12 protein-coding genes are annotated in these 15,390 nt (G+C 69.1%); 6 read left to right on the forward strand and 6 right to left on the reverse strand.

Annotated features, from left to right (window positions below; all coding sequences use genetic code 11):
- Positions 1–14 precede the first annotated feature (14 nt).
- The 3 genes from ACT535_RS18900 to ACT535_RS18910 are packed head-to-tail and all read left to right on the forward strand — an operon-like array spanning position 15 to position 6,147.
- A complete protein-coding gene (locus ACT535_RS18900; RefSeq protein WP_476365609.1) occupies positions 15–1,772 on the forward strand; it encodes a NirA family protein in 1,758 nt (585 codons plus the stop codon).
- Positions 1,773–1,815: 43 nt separating this feature from the next.
- On the forward strand, positions 1,816–3,435 hold the full coding sequence (locus tag ACT535_RS18905) for a sulfite reductase subunit alpha (RefSeq protein ID WP_476365610.1): 1,620 nt from the start codon (positions 1,816–1,818) through the stop codon (positions 3,433–3,435).
- A 36-nt stretch (positions 3,436–3,471) separates the two neighbouring features.
- Positions 3,472–6,147: a molybdopterin-dependent oxidoreductase gene (locus ACT535_RS18910; RefSeq protein WP_476365611.1), complete on the forward strand. Its 2,676-nt coding sequence runs from the start codon at positions 3,472–3,474 to the stop codon at positions 6,145–6,147.
- Between the two features lie 330 nt (positions 6,148–6,477).
- Here ACT535_RS18910 and ppa read toward each other — a convergent pair whose 3' ends face one another.
- The 5 genes from ppa to ACT535_RS18935 form a co-directional block, all read right to left on the reverse strand.
- The gene (gene ppa / locus ACT535_RS18915) at positions 6,478–7,020 is read right to left on the reverse strand and encodes an inorganic diphosphatase (RefSeq protein ID WP_168457485.1); all 543 of its coding nucleotides are present in this window, start codon (positions 7,018–7,020) and stop codon (positions 6,478–6,480) included.
- A 120-nt stretch (positions 7,021–7,140) separates the two neighbouring features.
- Positions 7,141–7,650, reverse strand: coding sequence for a GNAT family N-acetyltransferase (locus tag ACT535_RS18920; RefSeq protein ID WP_168457484.1), 510 nt, complete (start codon positions 7,648–7,650; stop codon positions 7,141–7,143).
- A gap of 135 nt (positions 7,651–7,785) precedes the next feature.
- Positions 7,786–8,670, reverse strand: coding sequence for an aldose 1-epimerase family protein (locus ACT535_RS18925; protein WP_476365612.1), 885 nt, complete (start codon positions 8,668–8,670; stop codon positions 7,786–7,788).
- Between the two features lie 74 nt (positions 8,671–8,744).
- Entirely contained in the window at positions 8,745–9,428 is a 684-nt protein-coding gene (locus tag ACT535_RS18930; protein ID WP_476365613.1) for a TetR/AcrR family transcriptional regulator, read from the reverse strand.
- Positions 9,429–9,481: 53 nt separating this feature from the next.
- A complete protein-coding gene (locus ACT535_RS18935; protein WP_476365614.1) occupies positions 9,482–11,086 on the reverse strand; it encodes an acyl CoA:acetate/3-ketoacid CoA transferase in 1,605 nt (534 codons plus the stop codon).
- A 188-nt stretch (positions 11,087–11,274) separates the two neighbouring features.
- Between ACT535_RS18935 and ACT535_RS18940 the strand changes: the two genes are divergently transcribed.
- Positions 11,275–12,048, forward strand: a complete 774-nt coding sequence (locus ACT535_RS18940) for a ferredoxin--NADP reductase (RefSeq protein WP_168457481.1) — start codon at positions 11,275–11,277, stop codon at positions 12,046–12,048.
- Between the two features lie 36 nt (positions 12,049–12,084).
- On the opposite strand, the gene ACT535_RS18945 is transcribed toward ACT535_RS18940, so the two are convergent.
- Positions 12,085–12,996, reverse strand: a complete 912-nt coding sequence (locus ACT535_RS18945; protein WP_476365615.1) for a LysR family transcriptional regulator — start codon at positions 12,994–12,996, stop codon at positions 12,085–12,087.
- Positions 12,997–13,130: 134 nt separating this feature from the next.
- Between ACT535_RS18945 and ACT535_RS18950 the strand changes: the two genes are divergently transcribed.
- Together ACT535_RS18950 and ACT535_RS18955 are read left to right on the forward strand one after the other, a co-directional pair.
- The gene (locus ACT535_RS18950; RefSeq protein WP_476365616.1) at positions 13,131–14,690 is read left to right on the forward strand and encodes an MFS transporter; all 1,560 of its coding nucleotides are present in this window, start codon (positions 13,131–13,133) and stop codon (positions 14,688–14,690) included.
- A 55-nt stretch (positions 14,691–14,745) separates the two neighbouring features.
- A complete protein-coding gene (locus tag ACT535_RS18955) occupies positions 14,746–15,375 on the forward strand; it encodes a glutathione S-transferase family protein (protein WP_394066712.1) in 630 nt (209 codons plus the stop codon).
- Positions 15,376–15,390: the final 15 nt, after the last annotated feature.

A 15,390-nucleotide genomic window follows, 5' to 3' on the forward strand; every position in this document is an offset into this window, starting at 1 on the left:
AGGACGGAAACCCCATGGGCGCCGATTTCACCCTCGACCAGAAGCGCTATCTGGAAGGCTTCGTCTCCGGCGCCAAGGCGGTGCAGATTGTCCGGAGCGCGCCCGCGCCCTCCGCCGCGCCGGTCGCCGAGATGACCGGCCCGGATGCCGCGAGCCATCGCGCCATGGCCCGCACCGAGGCCGAGGGCCGGAAGCTCACGCCCGAGGAGAAGGCGAAGCGCGAGGAACTGGGCCTCGACGCCTACGACCGCATGCGCGCCGCCGCCCGCGAGGGCACCTTTCCGAAGGGCCCGGACATCCTGCGCTGGAAGTATCACGGCCTGTTCTATGTCGCCCCGGCGCAGGACAGCTTCATGTGCCGCATGCGCATTCCCGGCGGCATCCTCACCCACTGGCAGTTCCGGGGCGTCGCGGACATCGCGGCGCGCCACGGCGGCGGCTACACCGACATCACCACCCGCGCCAATCTCCAGATCCGCGAGATCCCTCCCACCGACGGCATCGCCGTGCTGGAGGGGCTGGTCTCCCTCGGCCTCACGGCCAAGGGCTCGGGCGCCGACAACATCCGCAATGTCACCGGCACCCCCACCGCCGGCATCGACCGCCAAGAACTCATCGACACCCGGCCGCTGGCGAACGCCTGGCACCATTACATCCTGAACAGCCGCGACATGTACGGCCTGCCGCGCAAGTTCAACGTGGCCTTCGACGGCGCCGGCACCGTCGGCGCGCTGGAGGACACCAACGACATCGGCTTCCAGGCGGTGGAGGTGATGGACGGCTTCGGCATCGCGGGAGGCGTCTGGCTGCGCCTCGTGCTGGGCGGCATCACCGGCCACAAGGATTTCGCCCGCGATACCGGCATCGTGGTGCGGCCCGACGAGGCGGTGGAGGTGGCGGCGGCCATCGTGCGCGCCTTCATCGACACCGGCGACCGCACCGACCGCAAGAAGGCGCGGCTGAAATACGTGCTCGATTCCATGGGCTTCGACGGCTTCCTGAAGCTGGTGGAGGCCAAGCTCGGCCGCCCCTTCACCCGCCTTCCCGCCGAGGCGGTGAAACCGCGCGCGGAGCCGGACCGGCTCGCCCATCTGGGCGTCCATCCGCAGAAGCAGGCGGGGCTGAACTATGTGGGCGTCGGCACCCCCGTGGGCCGCATGAGCGCGGCGCAGATGCGCGGCCTCGCCGACATCTCGGCGCGCTTCGGCGATGGCGATATCCGCCTCACTGTCTGGCAGAACCTACTCATCTCCGGCGTCGCCGATGCGGAAGTGGCGGCGGTCACGGACGCGGTGGAAGCCCTCGGCCTCACCACCAAGGCAACGCCGCTCCAGGCGGGCATCGTCGCCTGCACCGGGGCGAAGGGCTGCCGCTTCGCGGCGGCCGATACCAAGGGCACCGCGCGGGCGATCCTCGCCCATTGTGAAGAGCGGGTCGCCCTCGACGGACCGGTGAACATCCATGTCACCGGCTGCCACAATTCCTGCGCCCAGCACTATATCGGCGATATCGGGCTGATCGGGGCGCGGGTGCCCGTCAATGACGACGGGGACACGGTGGACGGCTATCACATCCTCGTCGGCGGAGGCTTCGGCAGCGCGGCCGCCATCGCCCGCGAGCTTTACCAATATGTGCCGGCGGACGACGCCCCGGCCGTGGTGGAACGCCTGCTCAAGAGCTGGCAGGCCCACCGTGCCGCGGGCGAAAGCTTCGCCGATTTCACCCGCCGCCTCGACCCCGACGCGCTGAAGGCGCTGGCGGAGGCGGCATGAGCGCAGGCGATCCGGCCGCGCACACTCCATTCGAGACACGCCCATGAGCCTCCAGTCCCGTCCCCCCATCGTCCCGGTCCTGCCCGACAGCGCGCCCTTCTCGGCGGAGCAGCGGGCGTGGCTGAACGGCTTCTTCGCCGCCATCCTCTCCACGGATGCCGGTCACGCGCCCATGGCCCTTTCGGCGGGCGACGCGGCGGCGCTGCTGCCGGACATTTCCACCCCTGCCCCGGCCGAAGAGGATGACGGTGCACCCTGGCACGACCCGTCCATGCCGCTCGCCGAGCGCATGGCGCTGGCCGAGGGCAAGGCCCTGCCCCGGCGCATGATGGCGGCCATGGCGCAGCAGGATTGCGGCCAGTGCGGCTATGTCTGCGAGACCTACGCCAAGGCCCTGGCGAGCGGCGCGGAAGCGAAGCTCAATCTCTGCGCGCCCGGCGGCAAGGAGACGCTGCGGATGCTGAAGCAGCTGGCGGCGGAAACCTCCGCTTCCGCCGAAGCCGCGCCGGTTGCCGAGGCCCCCGCCCCCGCGCTCGCCCCCGCAGCCACCGCCACCGGCACCCGAGAAAATCCCGGCGAAGTCACCTTCCTCTCCCGCACCCGCCTCAACAAGGCGGGCTCGGAGAAGGAGACGTGGCATGTGGAGTTCGACCTCGCCGGCTCCGGCATCGACTATGCGGCCGGCGACAGCTTCGGCGTCTTCCCGGTGAACGATCCCGGCCTCGTCGAAGCCGTGCTGGAGGCGCTCCACGCGCCGGCCGATTTTCCCATCGCCGGCCATACGCTCAGCGAGGTGCTGGCCCGCGAGGTGTGCCTGAAATCGGCGCCCGACGCGCTCTTCACCCTCATCTCCTATCTCGTCGGCGGGGAGCGCAAGGCGAAGGCCCGCGCGCTCGCCAATGGCGAGGACCCGGATGGCGATGCCGCCACCCTCGACGTGCTGGCGGCGCTCCAGAAATTCCCCGGCATCAGGCCCGATCCGGAAGCCCTCATCGAGTGCCTGGAGCCGCTGCAGCCGCGCCTCTATTCCATCTCTTCCAGCCCCGTCGCCACCCCCGGCCGGCTCACGCTGACCGTGGATGCGGTGCGCTATGATCTGGAAGGCCGGACCCGGCTGGGCGTCGCCTCCACCTTCCTCGGCGACCGCCTCGCGCCGGGCACGCGCATGAAGGCCTATATCCAGAAGGCGCACGGCTTCGCGCTGCCGCAGGATCTGGCGAAGGACGTCATCATGGTCGGCCCCGGCACGGGCATCGCCCCCTTCCGGTCCTTCCTCCACGAGCGGCTGGCGACGAAGGCGCCGGGGCGCAACTGGCTGTTCTTCGGCCACCAGCGGCGCGAGACGGATTTCTTCTATGAGGACGAGCTTTCCGGCCTCCAGGCCGCCGGCTGCCTCACCCGCCTCGACACCGCCTGGTCCCGCGACGGGGACCGCAAGGTCTACGTGCAGGACCGCATCCGCGAGGCCGGCGCCGAGCTGTGGGGCTGGCTGAAGGACGGTGCGCACTTCTACGTCTGCGGCGATGCCAAGCGTATGGCCAAGGACGTGGAGAAGGCGGTGGCCGATGTCGCCGCCACCCATGGCGGGCTTTCGGCTGAGGCGGCGACGAAATTCGTCGCCGATCTCAGGACCGCCGGGCGCTATCAGGCCGACGTGTACTGAGCTAGAAATGATGGCCAAGCCTCAGGCAGGACCGGCATGAACGCCCCCCTCACCTCGCCCCCTTCGGTGAAGACCACCTGCCCCTATTGCGGCGTCGGCTGCGGCGTGAAGGCGACGCCGGACGGTCTGGGCGGCGCGCTCATCGAGGGCGATACCGACCACCCCGCCAATCTCGGCCGTCTGTGCTCCAAGGGCGCGGCGCTGGGCGAGACGCTGGGGCTCGGCACCCGCCTCCTCCATCCCATGGTACGCGGGGCGGACGGGGTGCTGGCGCGGGCGAGCTGGGACGACGCGCTGGACCGCATCGCCGGAGACATGCGGGACATCATCGACCGGCATGGGCCGCAGGCGGTGGCCTTCTATCTCTCCGGCCAGTTGCTGACCGAGGATTATTACGCCGCCAACAAGCTGGCCAAGGGCTTCCTCGGCACGGCGAACGTGGACACAAATTCCCGCCTGTGCATGTCCTCCTCCGTCGCCGGCCACAAGCGCGGCTTCGGCTCGGATACCGTGCCCGGCAGCTATGAGGATCTGGACGGGGCGGACCTCATCGTCCTAACCGGCTCCAACACGGCGTGGTGCCATCCTGTCCTGTTCCGCCGCATGGAACAGGCGCGCAAGGCGCGCGGCACGAAGCTCGTCGTCATCGATCCGCGCCGCACGGACACGGGCGCCGAGGCGGACCTGTTCCTGCCGCTCGCCCACGGCACCGACGCGCTGCTCTTCTCCGGCCTGCTCGTGCATCTGGCGCAGAGCCCGGCCTTCGATGCCGCCTATGTGGAGGCCCACACCATAGGCTTTGCCGAGGCGCTGGAGGCCGCCCGCGCCGTGGCGCCGGATGCCGAAACCACGGCCCGCGCCTGCGGGCTGGCGGTGGAAGATGTGGAGCGCTTCTTCGCGCTCTTCACCGAAACCCGGCGCACCGTCACCTGCTATTCGCAGGGGGTGAACCAGTCGGCGGTGGGCACCGACAAGGTGAATGCCATCCTCAACTGCCATTTCGCCACCGGCCGCATCGGGCGCGAGGGCATGGGGCCCTTCTCCCTCACCGGCCAGCCCAATGCCATGGGCGGGCGCGAGGTGGGCGGGCTCGCCAACCAGCTCGCCGCCCACATGGGCTTTTCCCCCGCCGAGGTGGACCGCGTGCGCCGTTTCTGGGGCGCGCCGCACATGGCGGAGCACGAGGGCCTGAAGGCGGTGGACATGTTCGCCGCCATCGGCCGGGGCGAGATCAAGGCCCTGTGGGTGATGGGCACCAACCCCGCCGTCAGCCTGCCCGAGGCGGACGCGGTTCGCACGGCGCTGGAAGGGCTGGAGCTGTTCGTCCTCTCCGAGAATGTGGGGGCCAACGACACCGCCCACTCAAATCCGCACGTGATGCTGCCCGCCGCCGCCTGGGGCGAGAAGGACGGCACCGTCACCAATTCCGAGCGCCGCATCTCCCGCCAGCGCCCCTTCCTGCCCCGCCCCGGCGAGGTGATGCCGGACTGGTGGGCGCTGAAGGGCGTGGCCGAGCGCCTCGGCTTCGGCGATGCCTTCCAGTGGCGCGGGCCGGCGGACATCTTCCGCGAGCACGCCGCCCTCTCCGGCTTCGAGAATGGCGGCTCGCGGGATTTCGACATCTCCGCCTTCGCCGGCCTCACCGAAGCGGCCTATGAGGACATCGCGCCGGTGCAATGGCCCGTCCCCGCAAGCCGGCCGGAGGGCACCGCGCGCCTGTTCGCGGAGGGCGGCTACTTCACCCCCGACCGGCGCGCAAGATTCGTGGCGCCGCGTCCCGTCGCGGCGGCGGCCGGAGAGGCCCCCTTCCCCTTCCTGCTGAACACCGGCCGCATCCGCGACCAGTGGCACACCATGACCCGCACCGGACTCGCGCCCCGCCTCGGCGCGCACATCCCGGCACCGTTCGTGGCGGTGCATCCGGACGATGCCGCGCCGCTGGGGCTCAAGACGGGGATGCTGGCCGAGGTGGCCAGCGCCCACGGCCGCGCCGTGCTGGAAGTGGTGGTGGATGCCGGCCAGCGGCAGGGCACGCTGTTCGCGCCCATCCACTGGAGCCACGCCAATTCGTCGGATGGTCGCGTGGGCGCGCTGGTGCACGCGGTGACCGATCCCGTCTCCGGCCAGCCGGACGCGAAGGCGACGCCGGTCGCGCTCGCGCCCTATGCCGCGCCGTTCGAGGGCTTCGTGCTGGCGCGCCGCCACATGGCGCTGCCGGAGGGCGTGTGGTCGGCGCGCGCGGCGCTGGAGGGCGGCTTCGGCTGGCGCATCGCCGGCCGCATGGCCCCTGAGGACTGGGCGCAATGGGTGAAGGCGGAAGGCCCCGCCGACGTCGCCGAGCTGAGCGACACGCCCTCTGGCCTCTACCGCGCCGCCGCCTTCGATGCGGACGGGCGGCTGGACTTCGCTCTGTTCATCGGTGCCGCCGGGAAGCGCGTTGCCTGGGATGCGCTGAAGGGGCTGCTCGCCTCCGAGGTCTCGGCCGCCGACCGCCGCCTCGTCCTCTCCGGCCGCCGCGCCGGGGCGGGGGCGGAGTGCGGGCCTCTGGTGTGCGCCTGCTTTGGTGTGCCGAAGGATGCCATCACCGCCGCCATCCGGGACGGCGCCGCCGATGCGGCCGCTGTGGGGGCGCGGCTCAAGGCGGGCACCAATTGCGGTTCCTGCCTGCCGGAAATCCGCAAACTGATTCTGGAGGCGAAAGCGCCGGCGTGAGGCGCCTCGCGCCCCGGACGCATGCAGCGAAAGCGGAATGCGAGCCGGGGCCAAGCGCAAGGGACCGCCGAAGGCGCTTCGTGATCCCGCCGCTCTCAGGCTTTGACCCGCTGCGCGGGACCTTTTGCGCTGGACCCCGGATCAGCGCTCCGGCTTTCGCCGTCGCTTGTCCGGGGAGCTGCGCCCCTGACCGCCGTCGTCCTCCGACTTGATCGGAGGACCCATGACGCCGCTCGTCCCTGCGTGCGGACATCCGCTTGAACGGAAGGATGGGCCCTCCGGTCAAGCCGGAGGGCGACAGGTAAACGGCCTAAAGGGAGACGGAAGACCTCAGCCTTCCTTGCCTTCGGCCTTGGCGCGCTCGATGCCTTCGAGGATCAGCTTCTGCGCCTCGGCGGCATCGCGCCAGCCGACGATCTTCACCCATTTGTTGGGCTCCAGATCCTTGTAGTGCTCGAAGAAGTGCTCGATCTGCTTGAGGGTGATCTCGGGCAGGTCGTTGTAGTTCTGCACCTTGTCGTAGCGCTTGGTGAGCTTGGAGGAGGGCACGGCGATGATCTTCTCATCCATGCCCGCCTCGTCTTCCATCAGCAGCACGCCGACGGGGCGCACCGAGATGATCGCGCCGGCCACGATGGCGCGGGTGTTGGCCACCAGCACGTCGCAGGGGTCGCCGTCGCCGGAGAGGGTGTGCGGGATGAAGCCGTAGTTTCCGGGATACCGCATGGCGGTATAAAGGAAGCGATCCACGAAGAGGGTGCCCGCGGCCTTGTCCATCTCGTACTTGATCGGCTCCCCGCCGATCGGGACTTCGATCAGCACGTTCACGTCGTGGGGCGGGTTCTTGCCGATCGGGATCGCGTCGATGCGCATGGGATGCTCGCTCTTGCCACTGGCTGCGGGACTGAAGATCCGCTCCGACCAAAGTCGAACCCGCACGGCACAAGGCTTTGCGGGCATTGCGGACCGGACGGGCTTTTGCCTGTCCGGGCGCTACCGCTGCCAAGCGAAGGCGGTCTTGTCCAGCGTTTTCGAGCCGAACTGCTCGGTCGAGGATGCGACCGGTTGCCCCCCCAACGCCTGATAGAAGCCCACGGCGCCTTCGTTTTCCGCCAGCGCCCACACCACGAGACCACCGAGCCGGGCGATGGCGAGATCGCGCCGCGCCGCCGCGAACAGCCGCTGGCCGAAGCCGAGGCCCTGGTATTGCGGATGGAGGTAGATTTCGTAGATCTCGCCGCCATAGGGCAGCGCCTTGGCGCGGTTGCCGCCGTAATTGACGTAGCCGGCGATATCCTCGCCCACCAGCAGCACGGAGAGGCGGCTGCCACGGCGGATGGCGGCATCCCACCAGCGCGGGCCGCGCCGCTCCACCATGCGCTCCAGCTCGATGCCGGGGATGATGCCGCGATAGGCGGTACGCCAGGCGTCGTCATGGACCGCCGCGATCGCCTTGGCGTCGGCGGGCTTGGCCCTGCGGATCTCGATCAGGCCGGTGGTCATGCCCTGATGGAAGCAAACCCTGCGGCTTCCATCAAGGGGCATGACGCAGGAGGCCCCCAACCGGCGGGGGATGACGCCGCACGCCGTGCCGCGCGCAGGCCGAAACCGCACACGATCAAAGGCGGTTAGGCCGGCTCAGGCGGTAATCTCGGGGACGCGCGTGACATTCATCACAAAGCGGCGCTGCTCTCCCGCAGGGATGTGGAGAAGGCCGGGCTTCTCCACGAACGGGCGGGTATCGCCTTCCGGCGTCGCATAGCCGGACCACGGTTCGATGCAGAGATAGGGCGCACCGGGCTTGGTCCAGATGCCGAGGTCCGGCATGCCGGGAAAGGTGATGTCCAGCCCCGGCCGGCCCGGCACGCCATACTGCAGCCGGTGCGAGTTGAGGCCGAGGAAGATCAGCGCGTCGCGCTCGAACATGGCATCGTCCGGCTTGAGCACGCCGTCGGCGGCGGGGCTCGGCTCGCTGGCGCGGGAGAGCAGGCCGTCGACCGGGCGGTGGATGGGAGCGGGCTCGGGATGCTCGAAGATCACCCGGTGCTCGGCGCGGGTGCCGCCATAGGGCAGCGGCCAGAGAAAGGCCGGGTGGTAGCCGAAGCTTGCCGGCAGCACGCGGGGGCCGGGATTGGTCACCACCGCCTCCATGGCGAGCGTCGCGCCTTCCAGCGCGAAGGTGACCTCCAGCGCGAAATCGAACGGGTATTCCGCGCGCGTGGCGTCGCTCGGCAGAAGGCGGAAGGTGGCCCGGTCCGGCGCCTCCCCCACCACCTCGAATTCGGAGAATCGGGCGAAGCCGTGCCGGCGCATGGGGTGGCCCTGGCCCTCATGCACGAGGGTGAGGTCCGGCAGCTCGCCGACGATGGGGAACAGCAGCGGCGCGCGGCCGGCCCAGAAGGCCGGATCGCCGTGCCACAGCAAGGCGCGGCCCTCGGCATCGGCGAGCGCCCGCAGCTCGGCGCCCAGCGACGAAATCTCCGCCGACAGCCCGTCCGAGCGCAGCGATACGGTCCTGCTCATGGTGTCCCCCGGTTACGTCCCCGCTTCACCTGTAGCACCGCAGGGCGCCGGAGGGCAGGGACCGGGGCGGACGCTCACACCCGCTCGATATAGCGGGTCACCACATCCACCACATGCCGGCGCCGCGCGGCGCGCTCGTCCGCCGTGGCGAGGTCGCGGCCGAAGGCGGTGGAGAGGGTGGGGTTGTTGGAGAAGTAGAAATAGCTGATGGCCGAGATGGTGAGGTAGAGGTGCAGCGGATCGATGCCCTCGCGCAGCGTGCCGTCGGCCGCGCCGCGCGCGAGGATGGCCTCCAGCCGCGCGATGAGGGAAATCTGCATCTCGCGCAGGCGCAGGGAGCGGCGCAGATATTCGCCGCCGAGCAAATTCTCGCTGTTGAGCAGCGGGATGAGGTGGGGGTGCTGGGCGGGATAGTCGAACTTGAATTCGGCAAGGCAGGTGATGGCCGCCAGCGGCGCCAGCGCCTCAAGCGCCAGCTCGGCTTCGGCGACGCGCATGTCGGTGTAGACGCGCTCGAGGACCGCCAGATAGAGGTCCTCCTTGCTGCCGAAATAATAATAGATCATGCGCTTGTTGGCGCCGGCCTCCTCGGCCACCACGTCCACCCGCGCCCCGGCGAGGCCCTTGGCGGCGAATTCCGCCTCGGCCGCTTCCAGGATGTTCAGCCGCGTCTTGTCCGCATCCCGCGTCGCCGCCTCGCGCTGCGGGGCGGCGGTGGAAGCGCGGGCCGCCTTGCGGGCGGGAGGGGATGCGGGCATCGCAGGGTCCGGAACTGGCAACGGGACAGGAAACGTGACGAACGCGCGCCCGCTCAAGCGCTGAGTCTTGCGCCGGGCCCGCGCGGCGAACGTTGCGACACGGCGAGCCGCTGTTCAAGTCCGATCGATTGCGGATGGAACAGGGCGGCATCCATGGGTTTGAGATCCGGCGCGATGTCCGGGCGGAAATCCATGTGCGCGAGCACGTCGCGCTCCATGTCGATGCCGGGGGCGATCTCGATCAGCTCCAGCCGGCCCGCGGCGCCGCGCCGGAATACCGCGCGCTCGGTGACGTATAGCGCCTCCTGCCCGATGCCGGCGGCATAGGCACCGCTGTAGGTGAGCTGCTGCAGGCGTTCGACGAACTTGCGGTCCCGGCCCTCCCTGCGGATCAGCGTCCTGCCGTCCGGCCAGGCCATGTCGAGCCCGCCCGAGGTGAAGGTGCCGGAGAAGACCACCTTCTTGGCGTTCTGCGAAATGTTGATGAAGCCGCCGGGGCCGATGATGCGGTCGGAGAAGCGCGAGACGTTCACCGAGCCCTCCGCATCCACCTCGGCGAAGGAGAGGAAGGCGATGTCGAGCCCGCCGCCGTCGTAGAAATCGAACTGGTAGGGCTGGTCGATCATGGCGTGGAAGTTGCGGCTGGCGCCCACCTCGTTGCCGCTCGCCGGCGCGCCGCCGATGAGGCCCTGCTCGTTGGTCAGCGTGATGGCATCGAGGCACCCTTCCTCCGCCGCCACAGTGGCGATGCCGGTGGAGATGCCGGAGCCGAGATTGCACACCGCGCCTTCATACAGCTCCAGCGCCGCGCGCCGGGCGATGACCTTGCGCGGATCGAATGGCAAGGGCGCGATGGCGGAAAGCGGGATCTTCAGCTCGCCCGCATAAGCGGGGTTGTAGTCCGAGACATAGGTCTGCATCTGGTCAGGATCGACCACCACCACGTCCACAAGGATGCCGGGGATCTTCACCATCTTCGGGTTCAGCGTCCCGCGCCGGGCGAGGCGCTTGACCTGCACGATGACGGTGCCGCCGGCGCGCTTGGTCGCCTGCGCCATGGAGATCATCTCGCCGAAGATGGCCTCCTGCTCCATGGAGATGTTGCCGTCCTCGTCCGCCGTGGTGCCGCGCAGGAAGGCGATGTTGGGCACGAAGGGCTTGTAGAAGAGCCATTCCCGCCCGGCGAGTTGCACCACCTCCACCAGATCTTCCGTGGCCGAAGGGCTCTGGCGGCCGCCGCCCAGGCGCGGGTCGATGAAGGTGTTGAGGCCCACATGGGTCACGAGGCCGGGGCGGCCCGAGGCCATCTCACGGGTGAGCTGGGAGAGCGCGCCCTGCGGCAGGGTATAGGCCTCGACGCGGTCCTCCAGCGCCATCTTCTCCACCGGCGGTGAATCCACCAGCGTGCCGCAGACGACGCGCTTCAGGAGGCCGTCATGGGCGAGGTGGCCGACGCCCCGCGTCTTGCGGTCGCCAAGGCCCACAGGATGCACGGTGGTGAGGGCGCGCGGCGCGCCTTCCTTCAGGAAGCGCTCGGCCACAGCGGCGATCAGCGTGTCCGGCACCGCATGGCCGCCGCCCGAGCCGCCGATGAGGATGGTGTCGCCACTCTCCACCAGCCGCGCGGCTTCCTCCGCGCTCAGAACGCGCATCGCCATGCCGAACCTCCCTGCCATTCCACCCGTGCCGCGGGACCGCCGGCCGTTGCGGCGCGGGGCTCCGTCTTGCTTAACTCACTAGTTAGTTATATGTCTGGACGCGTCCATCGTCAATTCGCCCCGTGCCGCGCGGGCGCGCCCTCGTGCGCGCCTCAAGGCGGACGCGCGGCCAAGCCATCGGATCGTCCATGAGCAATTTCGAGACGCAGGAAGTGCTCAGCGTCCATCACTGGACCGACACGCTCTTCAGCTTCCGCACCACCCGCAGCCCGGCGCTGCGCTTCATCAACGGCCAGTTCACCATGATCGGGCTGGAGGTGGAGGGCCGCCCGCTGGTGCGCGCCTATTCCATCGTCTCGCCGAACTATGACGAGGAGCTGGAATTCTTCTCCATCAAGGTCCAGAACGGCCCTCTTACGTCGCGCCTCCAGCATTTGAAGGTGGGTGACCGCATCCTGGTGGGGAAGAAGCCCACGGGCACCCTCATCCACGACAATCTGCTGCCCGGCCGCACGCTCTACCTGCTCGGCACTGGCACGGGGCTCGCGCCCTTCCTCAGCATCATCCGCGATCCCGACACCTATGCCCGCTTCGACAAGGTGGTGCTGGCCCACGGCTGCCGCACGGTGGCCGAGCTGGCCTATTCCGACTATCTGACGAAGGAACTGCCCGAAGACCCCTTCCTCGGTGAGGAGGTGCGCGAGCGGCTCATCTATTATCCCACCGTGACGCGCGAGCCCTTCCGCAACCAGGGCCGGCTCACGGACCTGATGACGTCCGGCAAGTTCTTCACCGACATCGGCCTGCCGCCCCTCGACAAGGCGCACGACCGGGTGATGCTGTGCGGCAGCCCCGCCATGATCGCCGACATCCGCGGCCTGCTCGACGCGCAGGGCTTCGCCGAGGGCAGCATGTCGGAGCCCGGGCATTACGTGATCGAGAAGGCGTTCGTGGAGAAGTAGGGGGGCGCCCCGGAGGGATGGAGCCGGCGCGCGCGGCTATCGCGGCACGTCCGGTTCCATGTCCCTGAACAGACGCTCCGCCATGTAATCGATGAAGACGCGCAGGCGCGGCGACACCAGGCGGTTGGACGGCCACAGAATGCTGAATTGCCCGGGATCGGCGAGATGCTCGCCGAGAACGGTTCGAAGCAGGCCGTCCGCCACCGCATCGCGCGCCAGAAATTCCGGCATATAGGCGATCCCCAGGCCCGCAATCGCCGCCCCGCGCAGGGCCTCCATGTTGTTGCAGGTCAGCGGCGAGGGGCGACGGAAGGGATCGACCCCGTCCGCGTTCACGAGGTGCCACGTCTGCAGCTTGCCCGAAGTCGGGAAGCGGAAGCGAAGGCAATCGTGCCTTTCCAGATCGGGAGGCGATTGCGGGATGCCGTTTCGCTCGAGATAGGCGGGAGATGCGCACAGCACGAAGCGGAACGGGCCGAGGCGACGCGACATCAGGCTGGAATCGGTCAGCGGACCGCTGCGGATCACCGCATCCAGTCCTTCCTCCACCACATCGACGAGGCGATCGTTGAAGTCGATGTCCAGTTCGATGTCGGGATAGCGCCGCCGGAACTCCGGGATGACCGGCAGGAGGAAGCGGTAGCCGATGGTCGGCACGCCCACGCGGAGCCGGCCGCGGGGTGCGCGCGTCGCAGCCGAGAGCATCGCCTCGGCGTCGCGCAGGTCATCGAGAATGCGGCGGCAGCGCTCGTGGAAGGCCGCGCCTTCCTCCGTCAGCGAAATGCGCCGTGTGGTGCGATGGAACAGCCGCGCGCCCACACTGTCTTCCAGCTTGGCGATGCTCTTGCCGACGGCGGAGGCGGATATGCCGAGCACCCGAGCGGCCGCGACGAAGCTCTGATGCTCCGCCGCCTGCACGAACGCCACGATGCCGCTGAAGCTTTCCATGCGGGCATATTGAAGAATTTTATTCCGTAATCAACGGACACTGGATCCATTTATCGCTCCATCACTCCGCGATAGACCGCCTTGGCGGCTGGATGCGTCTGCGCCGCGCCTGTCCACGAGACGGAAAGCCCCGCATGTCCGCCACGTTCGCCCCCGCCACCGGCAAGACGTCGATCCTGCTGGCGGTCTGTCTGGCCGCGCTCGTTCTCCCCTTAAGCTTTTCCGGCGGGGCGGTGGCCACCCCGGCGATCGGCGGCGATCTCGGCGGGAGCCCGACGGCGCTCAACTGGATCACCAACGCCTTCATGCTGACGTTCGGCAGTTCCCTCATGGCGGCGGGCGCCCTCGCCGACCAGTTCGGCCGCCGGCGCCTGTTCATGACGGGCATCGTCGCGTTCGCGGTGCTCTCCCTCGGTTTGAGCCTCGCGCCGTCCATCCTCGTTCTCGACCTGCTTCGCGGCGGACAGGGCTTTGCCGCGGCCGCCGCGCTCGCCGGCGGAACGGCGGCGCTGGCGCAGGAGTTCGAGGGGCACGCGCGGACGCGGGCGTTCAGCTTCCTCGGCACGACCTTCGGTGTAGGGCTGGCCTTCGGACCGCTTCTGGCGGGCTTTCTGATCGGGCTCTCCGGCTGGCGGGCCATCTTCCTGTCGGGCACGCTGATCGGCGCGCTCTCCGTGCTTCTGACAGCCCGGACGATGCGCGAGAGCCGGGACCCTGACGCCGTTGGCCTCGACTGGCCGGGGGCTGTGACCTTCACGGCAACACTGACGCTGTTCACTTACGGCGTCATCGAAGCGCCGGAGATGGGCTGGGGCCACCCGATCGTCCTGTCGGCGCTGCTCGGGGCAGCGGTCATGCTCGCCGCGTTCATTCGTGTGGAGACGAGAGCGGCGCGGCCGATGCTGGATCTCTCCCTTTTTCGGTATCCCCGCTTTGTTGGCGTGCAGGTTCTGCCCATCGCCACCTGCTATTGCTACGTGGTCCTTCTGGTCCTGCTGCCCCTGCGCTTCATCGGCGTTGGCGGACTTTCCGCGTTCGATGCGGGCGTGCTGCTCATCGCCCTGTCCGTACCGATGCTGATCGTGCCGCTGGTGGCCTCCCATCTCGTGCGAGGGGTGTCGGCGGGCGTCCTGTCCGGCGCGGGTCTGCTTCTGGCCGCGCTCGGGCTGTTCTGGCTCGGTCGTGTCGATCCCGGCGCCAACGGCATGGCCGTGATCCTCCCCATGCTGCTCATCGGCATTGGAACCGGCTTTCCCTGGGGGCTCATGGATGGGCTGTCCGTCAGCGTGGTGCCAAGGGAGCGTGCCGGCATGGCGACCGGCATCTTCAGCACCACACGGGTGGCGGGAGAAGGCATCGCATTGGCCATCGTCAACGCCATCCTGGCGGGGCTCACCAAAGCCCGGCTCTCCGTCTTGGTCCCGCCGGGCGAGGGGGCCGCAGGCGCGGCCGCGCAGCGGCTGGCGATGGGCGATGTCCACGGGGCATCCGAACTCCTGCCGGGCCTGACGGCATCACAGCTCCGCGAGAGCTATGCCGTCGCCTTTCAGCACCTGAGCATCGTGCTCATCGCTGTCACGGCGATTTCCGCGCTCGTCATTCTCGCGCTGCTCCGCCAGCCGGCGCCGGAGACGGAGGACGCCGCCGACGCGGTTCCGAAAGCTGGTCACCCGGCGGCAGGGACAAAACCTTAAGGGGGGCGGACGGGCGACGGCCTGTCACGCTTCTTGCTTGGCCGCCCCTATGGCCATGAAATTCTACATGACGCCCGGGTCGTGCTCCACGGGCATCCACATCCTGCTCGAGACGCTGGAACTGCCGTTCGAGGCGTGGATCATCAACATCCCCGCCGGCGACCATCTGCGTCCCGACTATCTCAAGATCAACCCGCGCGGCACCATCCCGACCCTGGTGCCGGATGGCGGCGAACCCTTGTGCGACTTCAGGTCCATCGCGCTCTGGCTCGCCCGCACCTATCCGCGCGGCAAGCTCCTGCCGGAGGATCCGGCACTGGCGGCGCAGGCCGAGGAGCTGATGAATTTCGCCATCGGCCAGCTCCATGGCGAGGGCTTCACCCGCGTATTCGTGGCCGAGCGCTATGTCGCGCCGGAGGATTCAGGACGTCTGAAAGACGACGTGACATCCCACGGACGGGAGATCGTGACGCAGGGGTTCGACGTCGTGGAGCGCCGTCTGCCGGCCGAGGGCTTCGCCGTGGGCGATCGCTTCTCCATCGCCGACGCGGCGCTGTTCTACAACGAGTTCTGGGCGGATCGCATCGGCATCCCCCTGCCCCCCAAGGTGAAGGCCCATTACCAGCGCCTGCGCGCCCGCCCCGTGGTGCGGCAGGTGCTGGCCGAGGAGGGCTACCGGACCTGAGGAGCGCCCGCCGCC

Source organism: Xanthobacter sp. DMC12, from assembly GCF_056314105.1.

Excerpts from the sequence above, each read along its gene's own strand:
- ppa (WP_168457485.1), bottom strand. The coding sequence starts at position 7,020 with ATGCGCATCGACGCGATCCCGATCGGCAAGAACCCGCCCCACGACGTG.
- ACT535_RS18940 (WP_168457481.1), top strand. The coding sequence starts at position 11,275 with ATGAGCAATTTCGAGACGCAGGAAGTGCTCAGCGTCCATCACTGGACC.
- ACT535_RS18935 (WP_476365614.1), bottom strand. The coding sequence starts at position 11,086 with ATGGCGATGCGCGTTCTGAGCGCGGAGGAAGCCGCGCGGCTGGTGGAG.
- ACT535_RS18920 (WP_168457484.1), bottom strand. The coding sequence starts at position 7,650 with ATGACCACCGGCCTGATCGAGATCCGCAGGGCCAAGCCCGCCGACGCC.
- ACT535_RS18955 (WP_394066712.1), top strand. The coding sequence starts at position 14,746 with ATGAAATTCTACATGACGCCCGGGTCGTGCTCCACGGGCATCCACATC.
- ACT535_RS18925 (WP_476365612.1), bottom strand. The coding sequence starts at position 8,670 with ATGAGCAGGACCGTATCGCTGCGCTCGGACGGGCTGTCGGCGGAGATT.
- ACT535_RS18900 (WP_476365609.1), top strand. The coding sequence starts at position 15 with ATGGGCGCCGATTTCACCCTCGACCAGAAGCGCTATCTGGAAGGCTTC.
- ACT535_RS18945 (WP_476365615.1), bottom strand. The coding sequence starts at position 12,996 with ATGGAAAGCTTCAGCGGCATCGTGGCGTTCGTGCAGGCGGCGGAGCAT.
- ACT535_RS18910 (WP_476365611.1), top strand. The coding sequence starts at position 3,472 with ATGAACGCCCCCCTCACCTCGCCCCCTTCGGTGAAGACCACCTGCCCC.
- ACT535_RS18950 (WP_476365616.1), top strand. The coding sequence starts at position 13,131 with ATGTCCGCCACGTTCGCCCCCGCCACCGGCAAGACGTCGATCCTGCTG.
- ACT535_RS18905 (WP_476365610.1), top strand. The coding sequence starts at position 1,816 with ATGAGCCTCCAGTCCCGTCCCCCCATCGTCCCGGTCCTGCCCGACAGC.
- ACT535_RS18930 (WP_476365613.1), bottom strand. The coding sequence starts at position 9,428 with ATGCCCGCATCCCCTCCCGCCCGCAAGGCGGCCCGCGCTTCCACCGCC.